Genomic DNA, 16400 nt, shown 5'->3' with positions numbered 1-16400 from the left:
CGTCAGTTTCCGTACGCCGCGGCCGCGTCGGCTTCCAGCTTCTGCTGCGTGCCCGCGATGTCCGACGGGTTCTTCAGGAAGTCCTGCAAAGCCTTCCACTCGCCCTTGCCGGGCGTGCCGCCGAAGGCCTGCGGGGCCTGGTCGGACATGTCGAAGCGGAAGTCGTCGCCGGAGTCGATGAGGGCCTTGGCGATCTTCCGCTGGACGTCGTTCGGATACGCCGAGTTCTCCACGTTCTTGTTCGGCGAGAGGTAGCCGCCGAGCTTCGCCTGGATCGTCGCCGCGTCCGGGGAGGCCAGCCAGGTGGCCAGGGCCTGCGCCGCCTTGGAGTCCTGCAGGATGACGGCCGCGTCGCCGCCGGAGACGACGGGCGCGGTGTCACCGACGGCCGGGAACGGGAACACCTTCGCGTCCGTGCCGACCTCCGCCTTGGCCTGCGTGATGTTGACCTGCGCGAAGTCGCCCTCGTAGACCATGGCGGCCTTCGGCTGGTCACCGCCCGTGAAGACCTGGGTGACGGACGCCGGGAAGTCCGTCTGCAGCGCGCCCTGCGCGCCGCCCGCCACATAGTCCTTCTTGCCCCAGACCTGGGCGAGGGTGGTGAGCGCGTCCTTCACGGACGGGTCGGTCCACTTGATCTCGTGCTTCGCCAGCTGGTCGTACTTCTCGGGACCGGCCTGCGAGAGATAGATGTTCTCGAACCAGTCGGTGAGGGTCCACCCCTCGGCACCGCCCACCGAGAACGGGGTGACGCCGGAGTCGTACACCGTCTGCGCGGTGGTGAGCAGCTCGTCCCACGTCTTGGGCTCGGTGGCCCCCGCGTTCTCGAAGACCGCGTTGTTGTACCAGATCAGGGACTTGTTGGCGGCCTTGTAGTAGACGCCGTACTGCTTGTTGTCGACCTTGCCGATGTCCTGCCAGCCCTGGGAGTAGTTCTCCTGCAGCTCCTTGATCGCGTCGGCGCCGATCGGCTTGGCCCACTTCTTGTCGACGGCCTGCTTGATGGCGCCGGGCTGCGGAAGCATCGCGATGTCCGGCGGCTGGCCGCCCGCGACCTTCGAGCCGAGGAAGTTGATGATGGGGTCCTGAGCGGGGACGAAGGTCACCTTGGCGCCCGTACGCTTCTCGAACTCCGCGAGGACTTTCTTGAAGTTGTCCTGTTCGGCACCGGTCCATACGGCGGCGACCTCCAGGGACTCGCCGTTCAGTTTGGGAAGGGTGACGGTGCTCGCGGTCTCCTGGTCGTTTCCGCCCTGTTCGTTGCCGCTGTCGTTGTCGTCGCCGCCTCCGCAAGCGGTGAGCGAGAGTGCGAGGGCTCCCGCGCATACGGCTGCTGCGGTCCTGGCGGCCCTGGTTGTCCGGTTCCTGCTCGTGCTGCGCATCACTGCCCCGTTCTTCGTGCCTCGTCGAACGTTCGAGCGCTGTCCCGTGCGATCTGGTCTACGCCCTGGTTTTGGGGGCGGCAAGACCGCGTCCGCTGTCAAGCGGGGGATCGTGACCGCCTCGTGACCAGCGTCTCCGACGGTGGGGCCGGAGATCGTGCGACCGTGCGGTGGCTCGCGTCCCTGGGGGCGGCGCCCCCAGACCCCGCTATCGGCCTGAACGGCCTCGTCCTCAATCGCCGGACGGGCTGAATTTCGCTCAGCGGGGCCGACCGGTGGGACCGACCGGTGGGACTACCCGACGGGACTACAGGAGCGAGGGCACCTTGGCCGCCGCGACCTCGCGCGCCGCTCTCTCCAGCGCACTGGCCAGCAACGCCAGGTCCGTAGGACCGTTGCCCAGCTCACGGACCGGACGTCGGGCCGGCGGATCGCCCATGCGGTGCCACTCCAACGGCACGACCGTGGGCCGCAGCGTCGCCGTCCGCGGAATGCGCCCCGTGACGCGTCCGCCCTGGAACGGCACCGTTCTGCCGTCGGCCCAGGCCAGCCGCCCGCGACCCGGCGCCGGCTCGTCCGGCCCCACCGTCACCGCGTCCAGCGTCACCCGTAGCGTCGCCCTGCGGGCCGGCTCCGACTCCGCCGTACGGCCCCCGATCCCCGCGGCGGCCACCAGATGCACCCCGAGCCGCTCGCCCTCCCGAGCCACCGCCTCCAGCGCGCGTATCACCGAGCCCGCCGCGGGCCTGCCCGGCGACCCCAGCGCGGGCGAGATCAGCGCGTCCAGGTCGTCCACGACCACGACGAGCCGCGGCAACGGCGGCACGGCCTCGGCCTGCCGACGGGCCGCCCCCGGCCGCAACCGGATCGTGGAGCTGGGCGGTGTGTCGAGATCGCCCGTGAGGTCACCGGCACCGACCCCACCGGCACCATTTGCTCCAGTGGCACCGCCACCAGTTGCGCCACCGGCACCACTGACACCACCGGTTCCTCGCGCCCCAGTTCGGACGCCGACCCCCGCCCCTGCCGCGCGCTGCGCGACCATCCGGCCCGACAGCTCACGGCCCGTGTGCCACTCGGTGAAGTCGGACCGCCCGAGCAGCTCCGCGCGCCGCTTCAGCTCGGCGCTCAGCGACTGGGCGAACTCCCGCATGCGCACGGGGTCGTTGGCGGTGAGGTGGGTCGTGACATGCGGGACGTCCGTACAGACGCGTAGTCCGTCGCCGTGACCGCCGCCCGAGCCCGTGCTGTCCCGGCCGTCGATCAGCACCACGCTCAGCCGGTCCGGCCGCTCGGCCGCGGCGAGCGAGGCGACGACGGCCCGCAGCAGCTCCGTACGTCCGCTGCCGGGCGGCCCTTCGATCAGCAGATGCGGTCCGTCGGCGCCGAGATCCACGCCGACCGGCCCGCGCGGCCCGGCCCCGAGCACGGCACACGCCCGCCCGCCGAGGGCCTCCTTGTCATCGCCGGCATCGGCCCACCGCGCCATCAGCGACGCCGGTGTGGCCCGCGCCAGCCCCAGCTCGTCCAGCAGCCGGGCCGCCTGAGGCAACGGCACCGAGACGCGCGCGTGCCGCTCCCCACCGGTCCCCTCGGTCCGCAGCGGCGCCAGAGCCCGCGCGAACCGCTCCGCCCAGGCCAGGGAGACGGCGTCCACCGTGGCCACGGTGCCGTGGCCGACGGGGCCGTGCGTGGGGGCGGCGGAAGGGCCGTTTCCGGCGGTGCCGTGCCCGGCCGGGCTGGGTTCGGCCGCGGTGTGCGCGATGGGCTGGTGGTCGACGGGGCCGTGCGCGACTGTGCCCTGGTCGACCGGGAAGTGCCCGGCTGAGCCGCCTGCCACTGAGCTGTGGCCAACCGCGTCGTGAGCCGCGGAGCCACGTCCGCCGCCGACGTCCGCGCGGGATGCGTCCGCCCCGCGCCGGGATCCGTCCGCCAGGCGCGGGAAGGTCTCCGCTCCGCCCCCGGCGGCTCCGGCTCCGCCCCCGGCTCGCGCTGAATCCGCCGCCCTCGATTGTCCGGCTGCTCCAGTCCTGGCCCGCGCGCCGGCGACCGATCCCTCACTCGCCGCTGCCGCCGCTCCCGCAGCCGTACCGGCACCGTTCCTCGTGACCACCCCGGCCCGTGCCACCCGCATCAGCCGCAGTGCCGTCGCCACATCGCCGCTCAGCAGGGCGACCGCGCCGCACTCCCGGAATACCGGCGACACCGTGCACGCCGCCTCGTAGGTCTCCGTCACCGGCGACGCGGGCGACGCCGCGGCCGTCTCGGCCAGGCACACGACGTGGATCCCGGCCCGCGGCCCCTCCAGGGCCAGCCGCGCCATCGCCTCGCGCACGTCGGCGCCCCCGGGATCACCGTCCACGACGACCACGCTGTACGGCCCCGGGAAACCGTCCGCCCCGTCGGCCGGATCGTCGTCCCGCGCCCACGAGGGCCGCCGAACGGCACCTCGCGCCTGGACCTGGCCGACGGACTCGAGGTGGGCCGTACCCGGGCCGTGGGACGACTGTGCCGAGCCCTGGGCAGCGACAGCCGACGCCGTGCCGGCCGAGCCATGCGCCGAATCGCGCGCCGCGGCGGCGGCAGACCCGGGGCCGGTGGGCGCTGCCCCGCCGGACCCCGTACCGACAGGCCTGCCCCCGGCAGTCCCGCCCCGCGCCTCGTGCGCCACGTCCTCCAGGCGTCGCAGCAGCTCCTCCACGCGGGCCGTGGCCTGTTCGCGGTCGTAGGCCAGCAGGAGGCGGCAGTCCTGGCCGTGTCCCGGGCGGATGTGCGGGAGCCAGCCCAGCCAGGCCCACTCGGCGGTGCGCTCCTCCAAGGGGCGGGAGCGGTCCGCACTGATCAGAACGATTTCCAGCGCGTCGGGCGAGTGCAGCGCGGCGAGCTGGGCGATCACCGCGCGGGCCAGCCCGGCGAGCCGCTCGCGCGGACCGGCCAGACCCAGCGCCCCGACCTCCCGCAGATCGGCGGTCACCGGCACCGCGGGCAGCAGCCCCGAGCCGTCGGGCGCCGCCCGGTCCGCCGTGCCGAGCCGCACCGTCAGCGCCTCCGGGTGACCCGGCGCGCGCTCCCACAGGCGGGGCCCGGGTCCCAGGGCCGTCAGCAGCAGCGACGCGGGGTCCGGCCAGGCCTCCGGCAGCCGGGGACCGTTCGTCGCCGAGCGAGGCTCGGTCGCCTCGGTCCGCTCGCCGTCGTCGTACGTCCCCCGCCGGGCCGCGCCCTGCTCCGCGCGCCCGCCGGTCAGCCGCCGCGCCCATGCCGTGAGCCCTCCCCGCCTGCGCACGCCCGGCGGTACGTCGGTGCCCCGCAGCGGGGTGCCTTTACGGCTGCCGCCGCCCGCGGGGGTGCCGCCGCCGTCGCTCGACGGGTGGCCGGCGCCGGTGGCGGCATGGCCCTCGCCACCCGCGTCGAGTGCGCCCACCCCGAAGCCCGCGCCGTGCGTGTCGCCTCCGCGAGGTCCCGGAGGCGGCAGTTCGGACCCGCCGTGCCGTTCGATCCGCGGTGCCCCGCCCTGAACCGGCACGATGGGCGGCTCGACGGGGCCGTGTTCCTGAGCGGCCGACAGGCCTCCAGAGGCGGTGGATGCGTTGCTGCCGTCCCTCGCGCGCGCGTGGGGGACGGCCGAGTCGCGCGGCGCGGGCACCGCCGGGCCCTCGCCCCCGGGGCGGGGGTCGCCTCCCCGGCCGTCCCCGGCAGGGACCCGTACATGCCCCTCCCCGTCCGGCTCCGTCCGCACCCGCGCCCCCGGGCCCCCGGCCGGAGCCAGCCGCAGCGTCGACTCGCCGATCCGCAGCAGCGCCCCCGGCGCGAACCGCACCGGGCGGGTGGTCACGCCGGAGCCGTCCAGCGTCGTGCCGTTCGTGGAGCCGAGGTCGGCGACCGAGACGCGGCCGTCCGCGGAGACCGTGACCGCGCAGTGCAGCCGGGACACGTCCGGGTCGTCGAGCGGGACGTCGGCGTCGGCGGAGCGGCCGATGCGGATCTCACCGCCGTGCAGAAGATGGACGCCGCCCGCGTCCGGGCCGGCCACGACATGGAGCTGGGTCGGGGCGTCGTCCAGCTCGGGGTGCGGCTCGGGCGCCGCCGGGGCGCCCAGGGACAGCACGGCGCCGTCGATCAGCGGGGGCTCGCCGAGTGTGCTGCGGCGGTCGTCGAGCCGCTCCGTGCCCGCGTACAGCACGACCGGGCCGTCGCCCCCCGACACCGCGGAGGCGAGTGCCGACGCCACTGCGGCCAGAGCCGTGCCCGCGGGCGCCGTGACCAGCACGTCGCAGCTCGCGGCGCGGCCCCGCGCGGGGGCAGCCGGGGCCAGCGGGTCTACGACGGTCAGCCGGATCTGCATCGGCGTCAGCGGTCCCTTCTGCGCGGGCGCGGCGGACTCCCCCCACCCCACACGAGCACATCGGCCAGTACTCCACGTACTTCACGCATCCTCGCACCTGCCACTGACAACGCGCCCCCCGCCCGGAGGCAAGTGATCTTGATTGGTCGGCTCTGCCCGCAAAAGTGCCTGACAGTTGACCTGCCGGCGATCGCTTGAGATCGGTCACGTCCGCTTGCGGCAACCACGAGACTGAGCCGAGCGTCTTTCCTTCGAACATGTACGGGAAGCCGTACGTAAGACGCACAGAATGACGACAGGCCGGTGCCCGGGGGCACGGCACTACAGTGGGTCGGAACGTAGGCAAGCAGCAGGGAGCGCGACGTGCGGCCGGTAGGCAGCAAGTACATCCTCGAGGAGCCGCTCGGGCGCGGTGCCACGGGGACCGTCTGGCGGGCCCGCCAGCGGGAGACCGCGGGCGCCGAGGCGGCAGTGGCGGGGCAGCCCGGCGAGACCGTCGCGATCAAGGTCCTCAAGGAGGAGCTCGCCAGCGACGCGGACATCGTCATGCGGTTCCTGCGCGAGCGGTCCGTCCTGCTCCGGCTGACCCACCCGAACATCGTCCGGGTCCGCGACCTGGTCGTCGAGGGTGAGCTGCTGGCCCTGGTCATGGACCTCGTCGAGGGCCCCGACCTGCACCGCTACCTGCGCGAGAACGGCCCCTTCACCCCGGTGGCCGCGGCCCTGCTCACCGCGCAGATCGCCGACGCGCTCGCCGCCAGCCACGCCGACGGCGTCGTCCACCGCGACCTCAAGCCCGCCAACGTCCTGCTCCAGCAGAACGGCGGTCAGATGCACCCGCTGCTGACCGACTTCGGCATCGCCCGCCTCGCCGACTCCCCGGGCCTGACCCGCACCCACGAGTTCGTCGGCACGCCCGCGTACGTCGCGCCCGAGTCCGCCGAGGGCCGCCCGCAGACGTCGGCCGTGGACATCTACGGCGCCGGGATCTTGTTGTACGAGCTGGTCACCGGCCGCCCGCCGTTCGGCGGGGGCTCCGCCCTGGAGGTGCTGCACCAGCACCTGAGCGCCGAGCCGCGCCGCCCCTCCACGGTCCCCGACCCGCTGTGGACGGTCATAGAACGCTGCCTGCGCAAGAACCCCGACGAACGGCCCAGCGCCGAGAACCTCGCCCGTGGTCTGCGCGTCGTCGCCGAGGGCATCGGCGTGCACGCGAACTCGGCGCAGATCGCCGCGGCCGAGGGCGTCGGCGCGCTGCTCGCCCCCGACCCCGCGCCGGCGACCGTGCCCGGCTCGGCCGACCCGACGCAGGTGCTGCCGCACGGCGCGGGCTCGTTCGACCCGAACGCCGCGACCAGCGTCCTGCCGCACACCGGCGCCCCCGGCCCGGCGGGCGCCGCCGACCCCACCGCCGTACTGCCGAACACGGGCGGTCCGGGCGGGCGCGGCGCCGCCGACCCGACGGCCGTCATGCCGCCGATGCCGCCGGGACAGCCCGGACAGCAGCCGGGGCAGCCCGGCCCCGAGGACCCGCACCCCTGGCAGAACCAGCTGCGCGCGGCCCGGGACCGCAACGAGCAGACGCAGGTCCAGTACCTCGACCCCAACGAGGACCCGCTGCGCCGTCGCCCCCAGCGGCAGGTCGCCCGCCCGCAGCAGCAGCCGCGCCCCCAGCAGCAGCGGCCTCCGCAGCGTCAGCAGCCCGGGTACGGCTACCCGCAGGGGCAGCCCCAGCAGTACGCCCCGCCGCAGCCCCAGCGCCCCCAGCCGCAGCGGTACGCCCCGCCGCCCGCGCCGGAGCCGCAGCGGCCCCAGCGCGAGCCGCGTCCGCCGCGGCAGCGCAGCGCCAACCCGATGCGGATCCCCGGGCTCGGCTGTCTGAAGGGGTGCCTGTTCATGATCGTCATCCTGTTCGTCGCGGGCTGGCTCGTCTGGGAGCTGAGCCCTCTGCAGGAGTGGATCGGCACGACCAAGAGCTATTGGCAGCAGCTGACCGACATGATCGACACCGTGGGCGGGTGGATCGGAAAACTGGGCGAGCTGGGCAAGTGACCCGGCACCCGGACCGTGAGTCTGGGGATTTGTCGACACCTGACGGGTGATTTCCGTCTCGGCGGTGAAGGTTGGCTCCTCGGGCGCGTAGCTTTAGCGACAACACGCGTCTGTAGGAGCAGTCTTGGCACGGAAGATCGGCAGCCGGTACACCGCCAACCAGATTCTGGGGCGGGGCAGCGCCGGCACGGTGTGGCTGGGTGAGGGGCCCGACGGGCCCGTCGCCATCAAGCTGCTGCGCGAGGATCTCGCGTCCGACCAGGAGCTCGTAGGACGCTTCGTGCAGGAGCGGACCGCGCTGCTCGGCCTGGAGCACCCGAACGTGGTGTCCGTCCGCGACCTGGTCGTGGACGGCAACGACCTCGCCCTGGTCATGGACCTGGTCCGCGGCACGGACCTGCGCACCCGCCTCGACCGCGACCGGCGGCTCGCGCCCGAGGCGGCGGTGGCGATCGTGGCGGACGTCGCGGACGGGCTGGCGGCGGCGCATGCGGCCGGGGTCGTGCACCGGGACGTGAAGCCGGAGAACGTCCTGCTGGACATGCAGGGCCCGCTCGGACCGGGCGGCTCCCATCCGGCGCTGCTGACCGACTTCGGTGTGGCGAAGCTCATCGACTCACCGCGGCGTACCCGCGCCACGAAGATCATCGGGACGCCGGACTATCTGGCGCCGGAGATCGTCGAGGGCCTGCCGCCCAGGGCGGCGGTCGACATCTACGCCCTCGCCACGGTCCTGTACGAGTTGCTGGCAGGCTTCACGCCGTTCGGTGGCGGCCACCCCGGGGCGGTGCTCCGCCGCCACGTCACGGAGAGGGTGGCCCCGCTCCCCGGCATCCCCGACGAGCTGTGGCAACTGATCGTGCAGTGCCTTGCCAAGGCCCCTGCCTCGCGGTTGCGGGCGTCGGAGCTGGGGGCGCGGCTGCGGGAGCTGCTGCCGCTGGTGGCCGGGATGCCCCCGCTGGACGTGGACGAGCCGGATGTGGAGCCGGCGGAAGAAGAGGCTCCGGTCGCCGAGGACGCGGCGCCGGTGGGGGAGCGGCTGCGGCGGCGGGGTGCGGTGCCCCTGGTGCCGGGGGCGAAGCCTGCCGACTCCAACCGTGACACGCATACGTCGATGAGGGTGCCGGGGCCCGACGAGCTGGCCGGGGGCGCGCGGGGTACGGCCCGGGTGCCGAGGGCGGCGGGTGCGCCGCGGCCGGGTTCGGCGCGGCATCGGGCCGTGACGCGCAGGCGCCGGGTGGCGTTGGGGGCGGCGGCGGTGGCGCTGGTGGCTGCGGCCGGGGTGGGCACGTGGCTGGCCACGTCGGACGACGACGCCGGGGCGACCCCCCAGGACACGAACAACTCGGCCCCGGCAACGCCCTAGCTTTCCTCGCCCCCGCCGCCCCTGCCCATTCCCATCCTGAAGGGGCTCCGCCCCTTCGGCCCCGCCAGGGGCTCCGCCCCCTGGACCCCCGTCGGCCCTGAAAGGGCCTCGTCCCCCAGAGGGGGCACCCCCAGACGGGCTGGAATGCCTGGGCCGACGTCGCCCCGAAAGGGGCGCGGGGAACTGCGCGACCAGCCCTCGACTGCCGTTGGTCGCGCAGGCGGCATCAGCCACCGCGGCGCGGGCGAAGCGTCAGCGGGGCCCGGGGCGGAGCCCCAGGTGAAGCCCCTGGCGGGCCGCCGGTGACGCCGGGCGCCCCCGTAGGCCACGGTCGCCGGGCCTCCCCGCTTGGCGGAGCCGTTACGCTGGAGGCGTGGCAGTCGTCGATGTATCCGAAGAGCTCAAGTCCCTCTCCTCGACCATGGAGTCGATCGAGGCCGTTCTGGACCTCGACAAGCTGAGGGCAGACATCGCCGTGCTCGAGGAGCAGGCGGCCGCGCCGTCCCTGTGGGACAACCCGGACGAGGCGCAGAAGATCACCAGCAAGCTCTCCCACCTCCAGGCGGAGGTGAGGAAGGCCGAGGCCCTGCGCTCGCGGATCGACGATCTCGCCGTGCTGTTCGAGATGGCCGAGGAGGAGGACGACCCGGACACCCGTGCCGAGGCCGAGTCCGAGCTCGCCGCCGTCCGCAAGGCGCTGGACGAGATGGAGGTGCGGACGCTGCTCAGCGGGGAGTACGACTCCCGCGAGGCGCTCGTCAACATCCGTGCGGAAGCCGGTGGCGTCGACGCCGCCGACTTCGCCGAGCGGCTGCAGCGCATGTACCTGCGCTGGGCGGAGCAGAAGGGCTACAAGACCGAGCTCATCGAGACGTCGTACGCGGAAGAGGCCGGCATCAAGTCGACCACCTTCTCCGTGCAGGCGCCGTACGCCTACGGCACCCTCTCCGTCGAGCAGGGCACCCACCGCCTCGTGCGCATCTCGCCCTTCGACAACCAGGGGCGCCGCCAGACCTCCTTCGCGGGCGTCGAGGTCCTCCCCGTCGTCGAGCAGTCCGACCACGTCGAGATCGACGAGTCCGAGCTGCGCATCGATGTCTACCGGTCCTCGGGCCCCGGCGGCCAGGGCGTCAACACGACCGACTCGGCGGTGCGCATCACCCACCTCCCCACCGGCATCGTCGTCTCCTGCCAGAACGAGCGGTCGCAGATCCAGAACAAGGCCACCGCGATGAACGTCCTCCAGGCCAAGCTCCTCGAGCGGCGCCGGCAGGAGGAGCAGGCCAAGATGGACGCCCTGAAGGGCGACGGCGGCAACTCCTGGGGCAACCAGATGCGTTCGTACGTCCTGCACCCGTACCAGATGGTCAAGGACCTGCGCACCGAGTTCGAAGTCGGCAACCCCGAGGCCGTGTTCAACGGTGAGATCGACGGATTCCTCGAAGCCGGAATTCGCTGGCGCAAGCAGCAAGAGAAGTAACTTTGTCGACAAGGCAACTGCCGCCACTCCGGCGGCAGTTGCCTTTTCTGTGCCTGCATGTCTGGGTTTTACATCACACTCACAGGGTCCAACGCCCGGCATAGCCCCCGTATTTGGACATGGCGCACGCAAACGGCCTTGACGTGCTCTTGAAAAATGGGAAGGGTAAAGCGTGGCATGCGTATCTCTGGGGCGCATGTGAACCGGGGGGCTCAAGTTCGCTACCCCCGTCGATCACGGCCCCCGAGCGCCGCCTCACTGACGATTCAGCTACTGGGGGTAGCAACCACATGACGAAGAAGACGCGGATCCGTATCGCGCGGCTCGCAGCCGGCGCCGTGATCGCGGCTGGTGCCTCGCTGACCGCTGCGGGTGCCGCATCTGCCGCCGAGACGGAGGAGCCCTGCCTGTTCGGTCTCCTGTGCGGGGACGAGGACCCGACCGACCCGCCCGCGCCCACCGACCCGCCGACCGACATCCCCACCGACATCCCGACGGACATCCCGACCGACACGCCCACGATCCCGACGGACCCGACGGTCGAGCCGACCGAGCCGACGGACCCCACGGACGACCCGACCGTCGACCCCACCACCCCGGGTGACGACAACGGCAACGGGAACGGGAACGGGAACGGGAACAACGGCGGGGGCAACAGCAACACCGACCCCGACGGCGGCACCTCCCCGCAGGAGGAGGGCTCGTCCTCCCTCACCGAGACCAACACGGACAGCACCGGCACGGGCACCAGCACGTCGGCCCAGGGCGGCGGTGACGAGCTCGCCGAGACCGGTGCGGCTCAGACCACGTTCCTGCTGGTCGGCGCCGCCACGATGATCGCCGGCGGTATCGGCTTCCGTATCCTGCCGCGCCTCGTGGGCGGCCGTGGCGGTGCGGCTGCCTGACGGCGGCCGTCCGGTCACGCTGTGTGACGCATGTGGTACGGCCGAGGGGCCCGGAGCGCGTTTCGCTCCGGGCCCCTCGCCCATGCCTACGGCGTTCGCGCCGACCTATGCCGTCTGGTGCGCCAGCAGGGCCACCGCTGCGATGAGGATCACCAGCAGGGCGATCAGCGTCATCGGGTTCAGCGGCGCGAACGGGTTCTCCTGCTGCAGCCGCTCGCGGTTCGCCCTGCACACGGGGCAGCGGCCTTCACTCACGGGCGCGGCACAGTTCGCGCACACCAGCCGGTCGTACGTCATGTGCTCGCCCTCCTAGCCCTTGCGTTCCACTGGGAGAACGCCCGAAGGTCGGCAAACGTTCCCTTCCCTACTGTGCCAGGTTCCTCGCAGTGCCGCGCGGTTCGCTCCGAAGGGGGTGGAGGGGGTTCATCGAGAGTCCTCAAGAAGCAGAACCGGCATAAACATGCACAAGGCTTACGCAACCCATCCTGGCGACTGCGCCCCCGGCCCCGGTTCGCGTATGGTCACGCTCATCTACCCCCGGCGACCCGTGGTGCATCCGTGATCCGATTCGACAATGTCTCCAAGGTCTACCCCAAGCAGACCCGCCCCGCCCTCAGGGATGTGTCCCTGGAAGTGGAGAAGGGCGAGTTCGTGTTCCTCGTGGGGTCCTCCGGCTCCGGAAAGTCCACCTTCCTGCGGCTGATCCTCCGCGAGGAGCGGTGCAGCCACGGTCAGGTGCACGTCCTGGGCAAGGACCTCGCGCGCCTCTCCAACTGGAAGGTGCCGCAGATGCGCCGCCAGCTGGGGACCGTGTTCCAGGACTTCCGGCTCCTGCCGAACAAGACGGTCGCGGAGAACGTGGCCTTCGCGCAGGAGGTCATCGGCAAGTCGCGCGGCGAGATCCGCAAGTCCGTGCCGCAGGTGCTCGACCTCGTCGGGCTCGGCGGGAAAGAGGACCGGATGCCCGGTGAGCTGTCCGGTGGTGAGCAGCAGCGTGTCGCCATCGCGCGGGCCTTCGTCAACCGGCCCAAGCTGCTGATCGCTGACGAGCCCACCGGCAACCTCGACCCGCAGACCTCCGTCGGCATCATGAAGCTGCTCGACCGGATCAACCGGACGGGCACGACTGTGGTGATGGCCACGCACGACCAGAACATCGTGGACCAGATGCGCAAGCGCGTCATCGAGCTGGAGAAGGGCCGCCTCGTCCGCGACCAGGCGCGCGGCGTCTACGGCTACCAGCACTGACCGCCGACACGCTCCACGGAAAGGCTTAACCAGACGCCATGCGCGCCCAGTTCGTTCTGTCCGAGATCGGTGTCGGTCTCCGCCGCAATCTGACGATGACGTTCGCCGTCATCGTCTCCGTCGCCCTGTCGCTCGCCCTGTTCGGCGGGTCGCTCCTGATGAGCGACCAGGTCAACACCATGAAGGGCTACTGGTACGACAAGGTCAACGTCTCGGTCTTCCTCTGCAACAAGAGCGACGCCGAGTCCGACCCCAACTGCGCCAAGGGCGCGGTCACCGAGGACCAGAAGAAGGAGATCCTCGCCGACCTGGACAAGATGTCGGTCGTCGAGAAGGTGACGTACGAGTCGCAGGACCAGGCGTACAAGCACTACAAGGAGCAGTTCGGCGACTCCCCGCTGGCCGCCTCGCTCACGCCGGACCAGATGCAGGAGTCGTACCGGATCAAGCTGAAGGACCCGGAGAAGTACCAGGTCATCGCGACCGCCTTCGACGGCCGCGACGGGGTGCAGTCCGTGCAGGACCAGAAGGGCATCCTGGACAACCTCTTCGGGCTGCTCAACGGCATGAACTGGGCCGCCCGGGCGGTCATGGCGCTCATGCTCGTCGTGGCGCTGATGCTGATCGTCAACACCGTGCGTGTCTCGGCCTTCAGCCGGCGGCGTGAGACCGGGATCATGCGCCTGGTCGGCGCCTCGGGCTTCTACATCCAGGCGCCGTTCATCATGGAGGCCGCGGTCGCCGGGCTCATCGGCGGGACGGTCGCCTGCGCCTTCCTGGTGATCGCCCGGTACTTCATCATCGACCACGGCCTGGCCCTGTCGGAGAAACTGAACCTGATCAACTTCATCGGCTGGGACGCGGTGTTGACGAAGCTGCCGCTCATCCTGGCGACGAGTCTGCTGATGCCCGCGTTGGCGGCGTTCTTCGCGCTGCGCAAGTATCTGAAGGTGTGACCAACGCCAAGGGGGCCGTACGGGCAACGGACCGTACGGCCCCTTGCGTTGTCCTAGACTCACCGGCATGTCAGGTCGTGACCTGTTCTGTCAGCCCCGCCGCTTCGGCCGCGGGGCCGCCCTGACATTGGTCTTCGCGAGCGTGCTGGTCGCCGGTGCCGCGACCGGAGCCCTGCCCGGCCCTGACCGGAAATCCCCGGCCGGCGAGGCCCGGCCCGCCACCTCCGCCGACCACCATGAGGACGTCGCCGAGGCGGCCGCCGAGGCCATGGCCGCCGGCCAGTCCCCCGTGGAGGCCGCCGAACGCGCGGTCAGCCGCAGCGGGGACCGGTGGGGCGCCGTCTACTCCGAGGGCGAGTACGAGGAGTTCGAGGAGGCCCTCGACGGCGAGTACACCGGCGTCGGGCTGTGGGCGCGGCGCGAGCGGGACGGCCGTATCGAAGTGACCAAGGTGCGGGCGGGGTCGCCCGCCGCGGCCGCCGGGATCCGCGCGGGCGACCGGCTGCGCAGCGTCGACGGAGAGAAGGTCGACGGGCGTCCGGTCACCGAGGTCGTCGCCTTACTACGCGGTGACGCCACGGACGCGCCCGCGGGTACGCCGGTCAAGCTGGCCCTGGAGCGCGGCACGCGCGCGTGGGATCTCACGTTGCGCCGGGCCCGTCTGTCCACCGACTCGGTCACCGTTCGAGAACTCGCCGACGGCATCACCGTCATCAGGATCGCCTCCTTCACCAAGGGCTCCGGCGACACCGTCCGCACCGCCGTACGGCAGGCCCCGCCCGACGCCGGCATCGTCCTCGACCTGCGCGGCAACTCCGGCGGCCTGGTCACCGAGGCCGTCACCGCCGCCTCCGCCTTCCTCGACGGCGGCCTCGTCGCCACGTACGACGTCGACGGCGAGCAGCTCGCCCTGCACGCCGAGCCCGGCGGCGACACCGCAAGACCCCTGGTCGCGCTCGTCGACGGCGGCACGATGAGCGCCGCCGAACTGCTCACCGGCGCCCTCCAGGACCGCGGCCGCGCGGTCGTCGTCGGCACCCGCACCTTCGGCAAGGGCTCGGTCCAGATGCCGAGCCGCCTCCCCGACGGCTCCGTCGCCGAGCTGACCGTCGGCCACTACCGCACGCCCTCCGGACGGACCGTCGACGGCACGGGGATCACGCCGGACCTGGAGGCCGACCAGCAGGTCCTGGAGCGGGCCGAGACGGTCCTGAGCGGTCTGGGCGAGTCGTAGGTGGGTTCGGTTCTCCGCTCGTAAATCGGCTTTCCGCGCACCCCCTCCGTAGTGCGAAAATGGACGGCACTATGAGCAAGGGAATGTACGTACCCAAGGAGTCCCAGCCCAAGCAGGGCGGGGCGGCCGCGAAGGCCAGGGACGGCGAGAAGGGCGGCAAGCGCAAGATCGTCGCCCAGAACAAGAAGGCCCGGCACGACTACGCGATCATCGACACCTATGAGGCCGGCCTCGTCCTCATGGGCACCGAGGTCAAGTCGCTGCGTGAGGGACGGACCTCGCTGACCGACGGCTTCGTCCAGATCGACCGGGGTGAGGCGTGGCTGCACAACGCCCACATCCCCGAGTATCACCAGGGCAGCTGGACCAACCACTCCGCGCGCCGCAAGCGCAAGCTCCTCCTGCACCGCGAGGAGATCGACAAGCTGGAGGCCAAGTCCCAGGAGACGGGTCACACCATCGTGCCCCTCGCCATCTACTTCAAGGACGGTCGCGCGAAGGCCGAGATCGCTCTCGCGCGAGGCAAGAAGGAGTACGACAAGCGCCAGACCCTGCGGGAGAAGCAGGACCGGCGGGAGTCCGACCGGGCGATCGCGGCGGCGAAGCGGCGGCAGCGCAGCGCCTGACGGGCGAGAATACAGTGGCATCGGCGTGCGTTGGTCACGTACGATGGCACTGCACCTCACAGAGGGTGCGCGCCCCTCGCCGGATCTTTGCGGTGGGGATTGAAAAAAGCACATGGGGATGATCGGTTTCGACAGCGGCTGTCGAAGCAGGGGAAGCGTGTCGAGGAAGCGGCAATGATCTCGTAAACCATATGTCGCAAAAAATAATCGCCAACACCAAGCGCGATTCCTTCGCCCTCGCTGCCTAAGTAGCGACTTGCGAAGTGTCAGCCCGGGGCTGTTCCCGACCCGGATCCTGGCATCAGCTAGGGAACTAAACCTTGATCCCGGTCACGGGGTGAAAAGGGAAACCAAACAGTGACTGGGCCCGTCGGCGACTTGTTCGCGTGATCGCCGGGGCCGAGAAAATCACAGCGAACTGCACACGGAGAAGCCCTGATTCTGCACCGTTGGACGCGGGTTCGATTCCCGCCATCTCCACTTACCCCATGTGGGCAAGGCCTCGTCACCTTCGGGTGGCGGGGCCTTTGTCGTCTGCGACGCGTGTCGCGGCGGGTCGGTTTCGAGGATGACTCACCCCTAGAACGGCGCCTCCACTGTCTCTGCCACTTCGACCTGGAGTGACGGCATCTGGCTCGACCAGGGCATCGATACGGTGCCGGTAGCCGCTTTCTCGGCAGCCTTGCAAGCCGGGTCGTTGGTGGCCGGTGCGGTTGCTCGGTCTTGATCCGGTAGTCAACGACAGTTGTCAGCCACGCACGGGACGCCGCCCGGGTTCCGGTTCACGGGAAACGCACAGGCTGTCGCGC

Annotated in this window: 11 protein-coding genes and 1 other RNA gene; 9 read left to right on the top strand and 3 right to left on the bottom strand. The window is 71.6% G+C overall.

The window, feature by feature from the left end; translation table 11 throughout:
- Positions 1 to 2: 2 nt before the first annotated feature.
- Together ACQEV2_RS16690 and ACQEV2_RS16685 are read right to left on the bottom strand one after the other, a co-directional pair.
- Positions 3 to 1382, bottom strand: coding sequence for an ABC transporter substrate-binding protein (locus ACQEV2_RS16690; RefSeq protein ID WP_433041309.1), 1380 nt, complete (start codon positions 1380 to 1382; stop codon positions 3 to 5).
- A 307-nt stretch (positions 1383 to 1689) separates the two neighbouring features.
- Positions 1690 to 5724, bottom strand: a complete 4035-nt coding sequence (locus tag ACQEV2_RS16685; RefSeq protein WP_433054497.1) for an FHA domain-containing protein — start codon at positions 5722 to 5724, stop codon at positions 1690 to 1692.
- A 363-nt stretch (positions 5725 to 6087) separates the two neighbouring features.
- On the opposite strand from ACQEV2_RS16685, the gene ACQEV2_RS16680 reads away from it, so the two are divergent.
- The 4 genes from ACQEV2_RS16680 to ACQEV2_RS16665 all read left to right on the top strand — a co-directional run bounded on the left by ACQEV2_RS16680 (position 6088) and on the right by ACQEV2_RS16665 (position 11527).
- Positions 6088 to 7776, top strand: coding sequence for a protein kinase domain-containing protein (locus tag ACQEV2_RS16680; RefSeq protein ID WP_433041306.1), 1689 nt, complete (start codon positions 6088 to 6090; stop codon positions 7774 to 7776).
- Positions 7777 to 7900: 124 nt separating this feature from the next.
- A complete protein-coding gene (locus ACQEV2_RS16675) occupies positions 7901 to 9142 on the top strand; it encodes a serine/threonine-protein kinase (protein WP_433041303.1) in 1242 nt (413 codons plus the stop codon).
- 373 nt (positions 9143 to 9515) lie between these two features.
- Positions 9516 to 10622 (top strand): peptide chain release factor 2, encoded by a 1107-nt coding sequence (gene prfB / locus ACQEV2_RS16670; protein ID WP_433041300.1) that lies wholly within the window; start codon positions 9516 to 9518, stop codon positions 10620 to 10622.
- A 290-nt stretch (positions 10623 to 10912) separates the two neighbouring features.
- Positions 10913 to 11527, top strand: coding sequence for an LPXTG cell wall anchor domain-containing protein (locus tag ACQEV2_RS16665; RefSeq protein ID WP_433041297.1), 615 nt, complete (start codon positions 10913 to 10915; stop codon positions 11525 to 11527).
- Between the two features lie 105 nt (positions 11528 to 11632).
- Here the strand turns inward: ACQEV2_RS16665 and ACQEV2_RS16660 are convergent, their stop codons facing one another.
- Positions 11633 to 11824 (bottom strand): hypothetical protein, encoded by a 192-nt coding sequence (locus ACQEV2_RS16660; protein ID WP_433041294.1) that lies wholly within the window; start codon positions 11822 to 11824, stop codon positions 11633 to 11635.
- A gap of 261 nt (positions 11825 to 12085) precedes the next feature.
- On the opposite strand from ACQEV2_RS16660, the gene ftsE reads away from it, so the two are divergent.
- From ftsE to ssrA, 5 genes are all read left to right on the top strand, one after another.
- Positions 12086 to 12775: a cell division ATP-binding protein FtsE gene (ftsE, locus tag ACQEV2_RS16655; RefSeq protein WP_004000799.1), complete on the top strand. Its 690-nt coding sequence runs from the start codon at positions 12086 to 12088 to the stop codon at positions 12773 to 12775.
- A gap of 38 nt (positions 12776 to 12813) precedes the next feature.
- Complete coding sequence (gene ftsX / locus ACQEV2_RS16650) at positions 12814 to 13731, top strand: permease-like cell division protein FtsX (RefSeq protein WP_433041290.1); 918 nt, start codon at positions 12814 to 12816, stop codon at positions 13729 to 13731.
- 67 nt (positions 13732 to 13798) lie between these two features.
- Positions 13799 to 14965, top strand: coding sequence for a S41 family peptidase (locus ACQEV2_RS16645; RefSeq protein ID WP_433041287.1), 1167 nt, complete (start codon positions 13799 to 13801; stop codon positions 14963 to 14965).
- A gap of 83 nt (positions 14966 to 15048) precedes the next feature.
- Entirely contained in the window at positions 15049 to 15591 is a 543-nt protein-coding gene (smpB, locus tag ACQEV2_RS16640) for an SsrA-binding protein SmpB (protein ID WP_433054494.1), read from the top strand.
- Between the two features lie 114 nt (positions 15592 to 15705).
- Positions 15706 to 16074, top strand: a transfer-messenger RNA (tmRNA) gene (gene ssrA, locus ACQEV2_RS16635).
- Positions 16075 to 16400: the final 326 nt, after the last annotated feature.

Source organism: Streptomyces sp. CA-251387 (genome assembly GCF_050936625.1).
Taxonomy (GTDB): Bacteria; Actinomycetota; Actinomycetes; order Streptomycetales; family Streptomycetaceae; genus Streptomyces.
The sequence above is the reverse complement of the archived record's forward strand: the minus strand, read 5'-3'. Positions and strand labels throughout refer to the sequence as shown.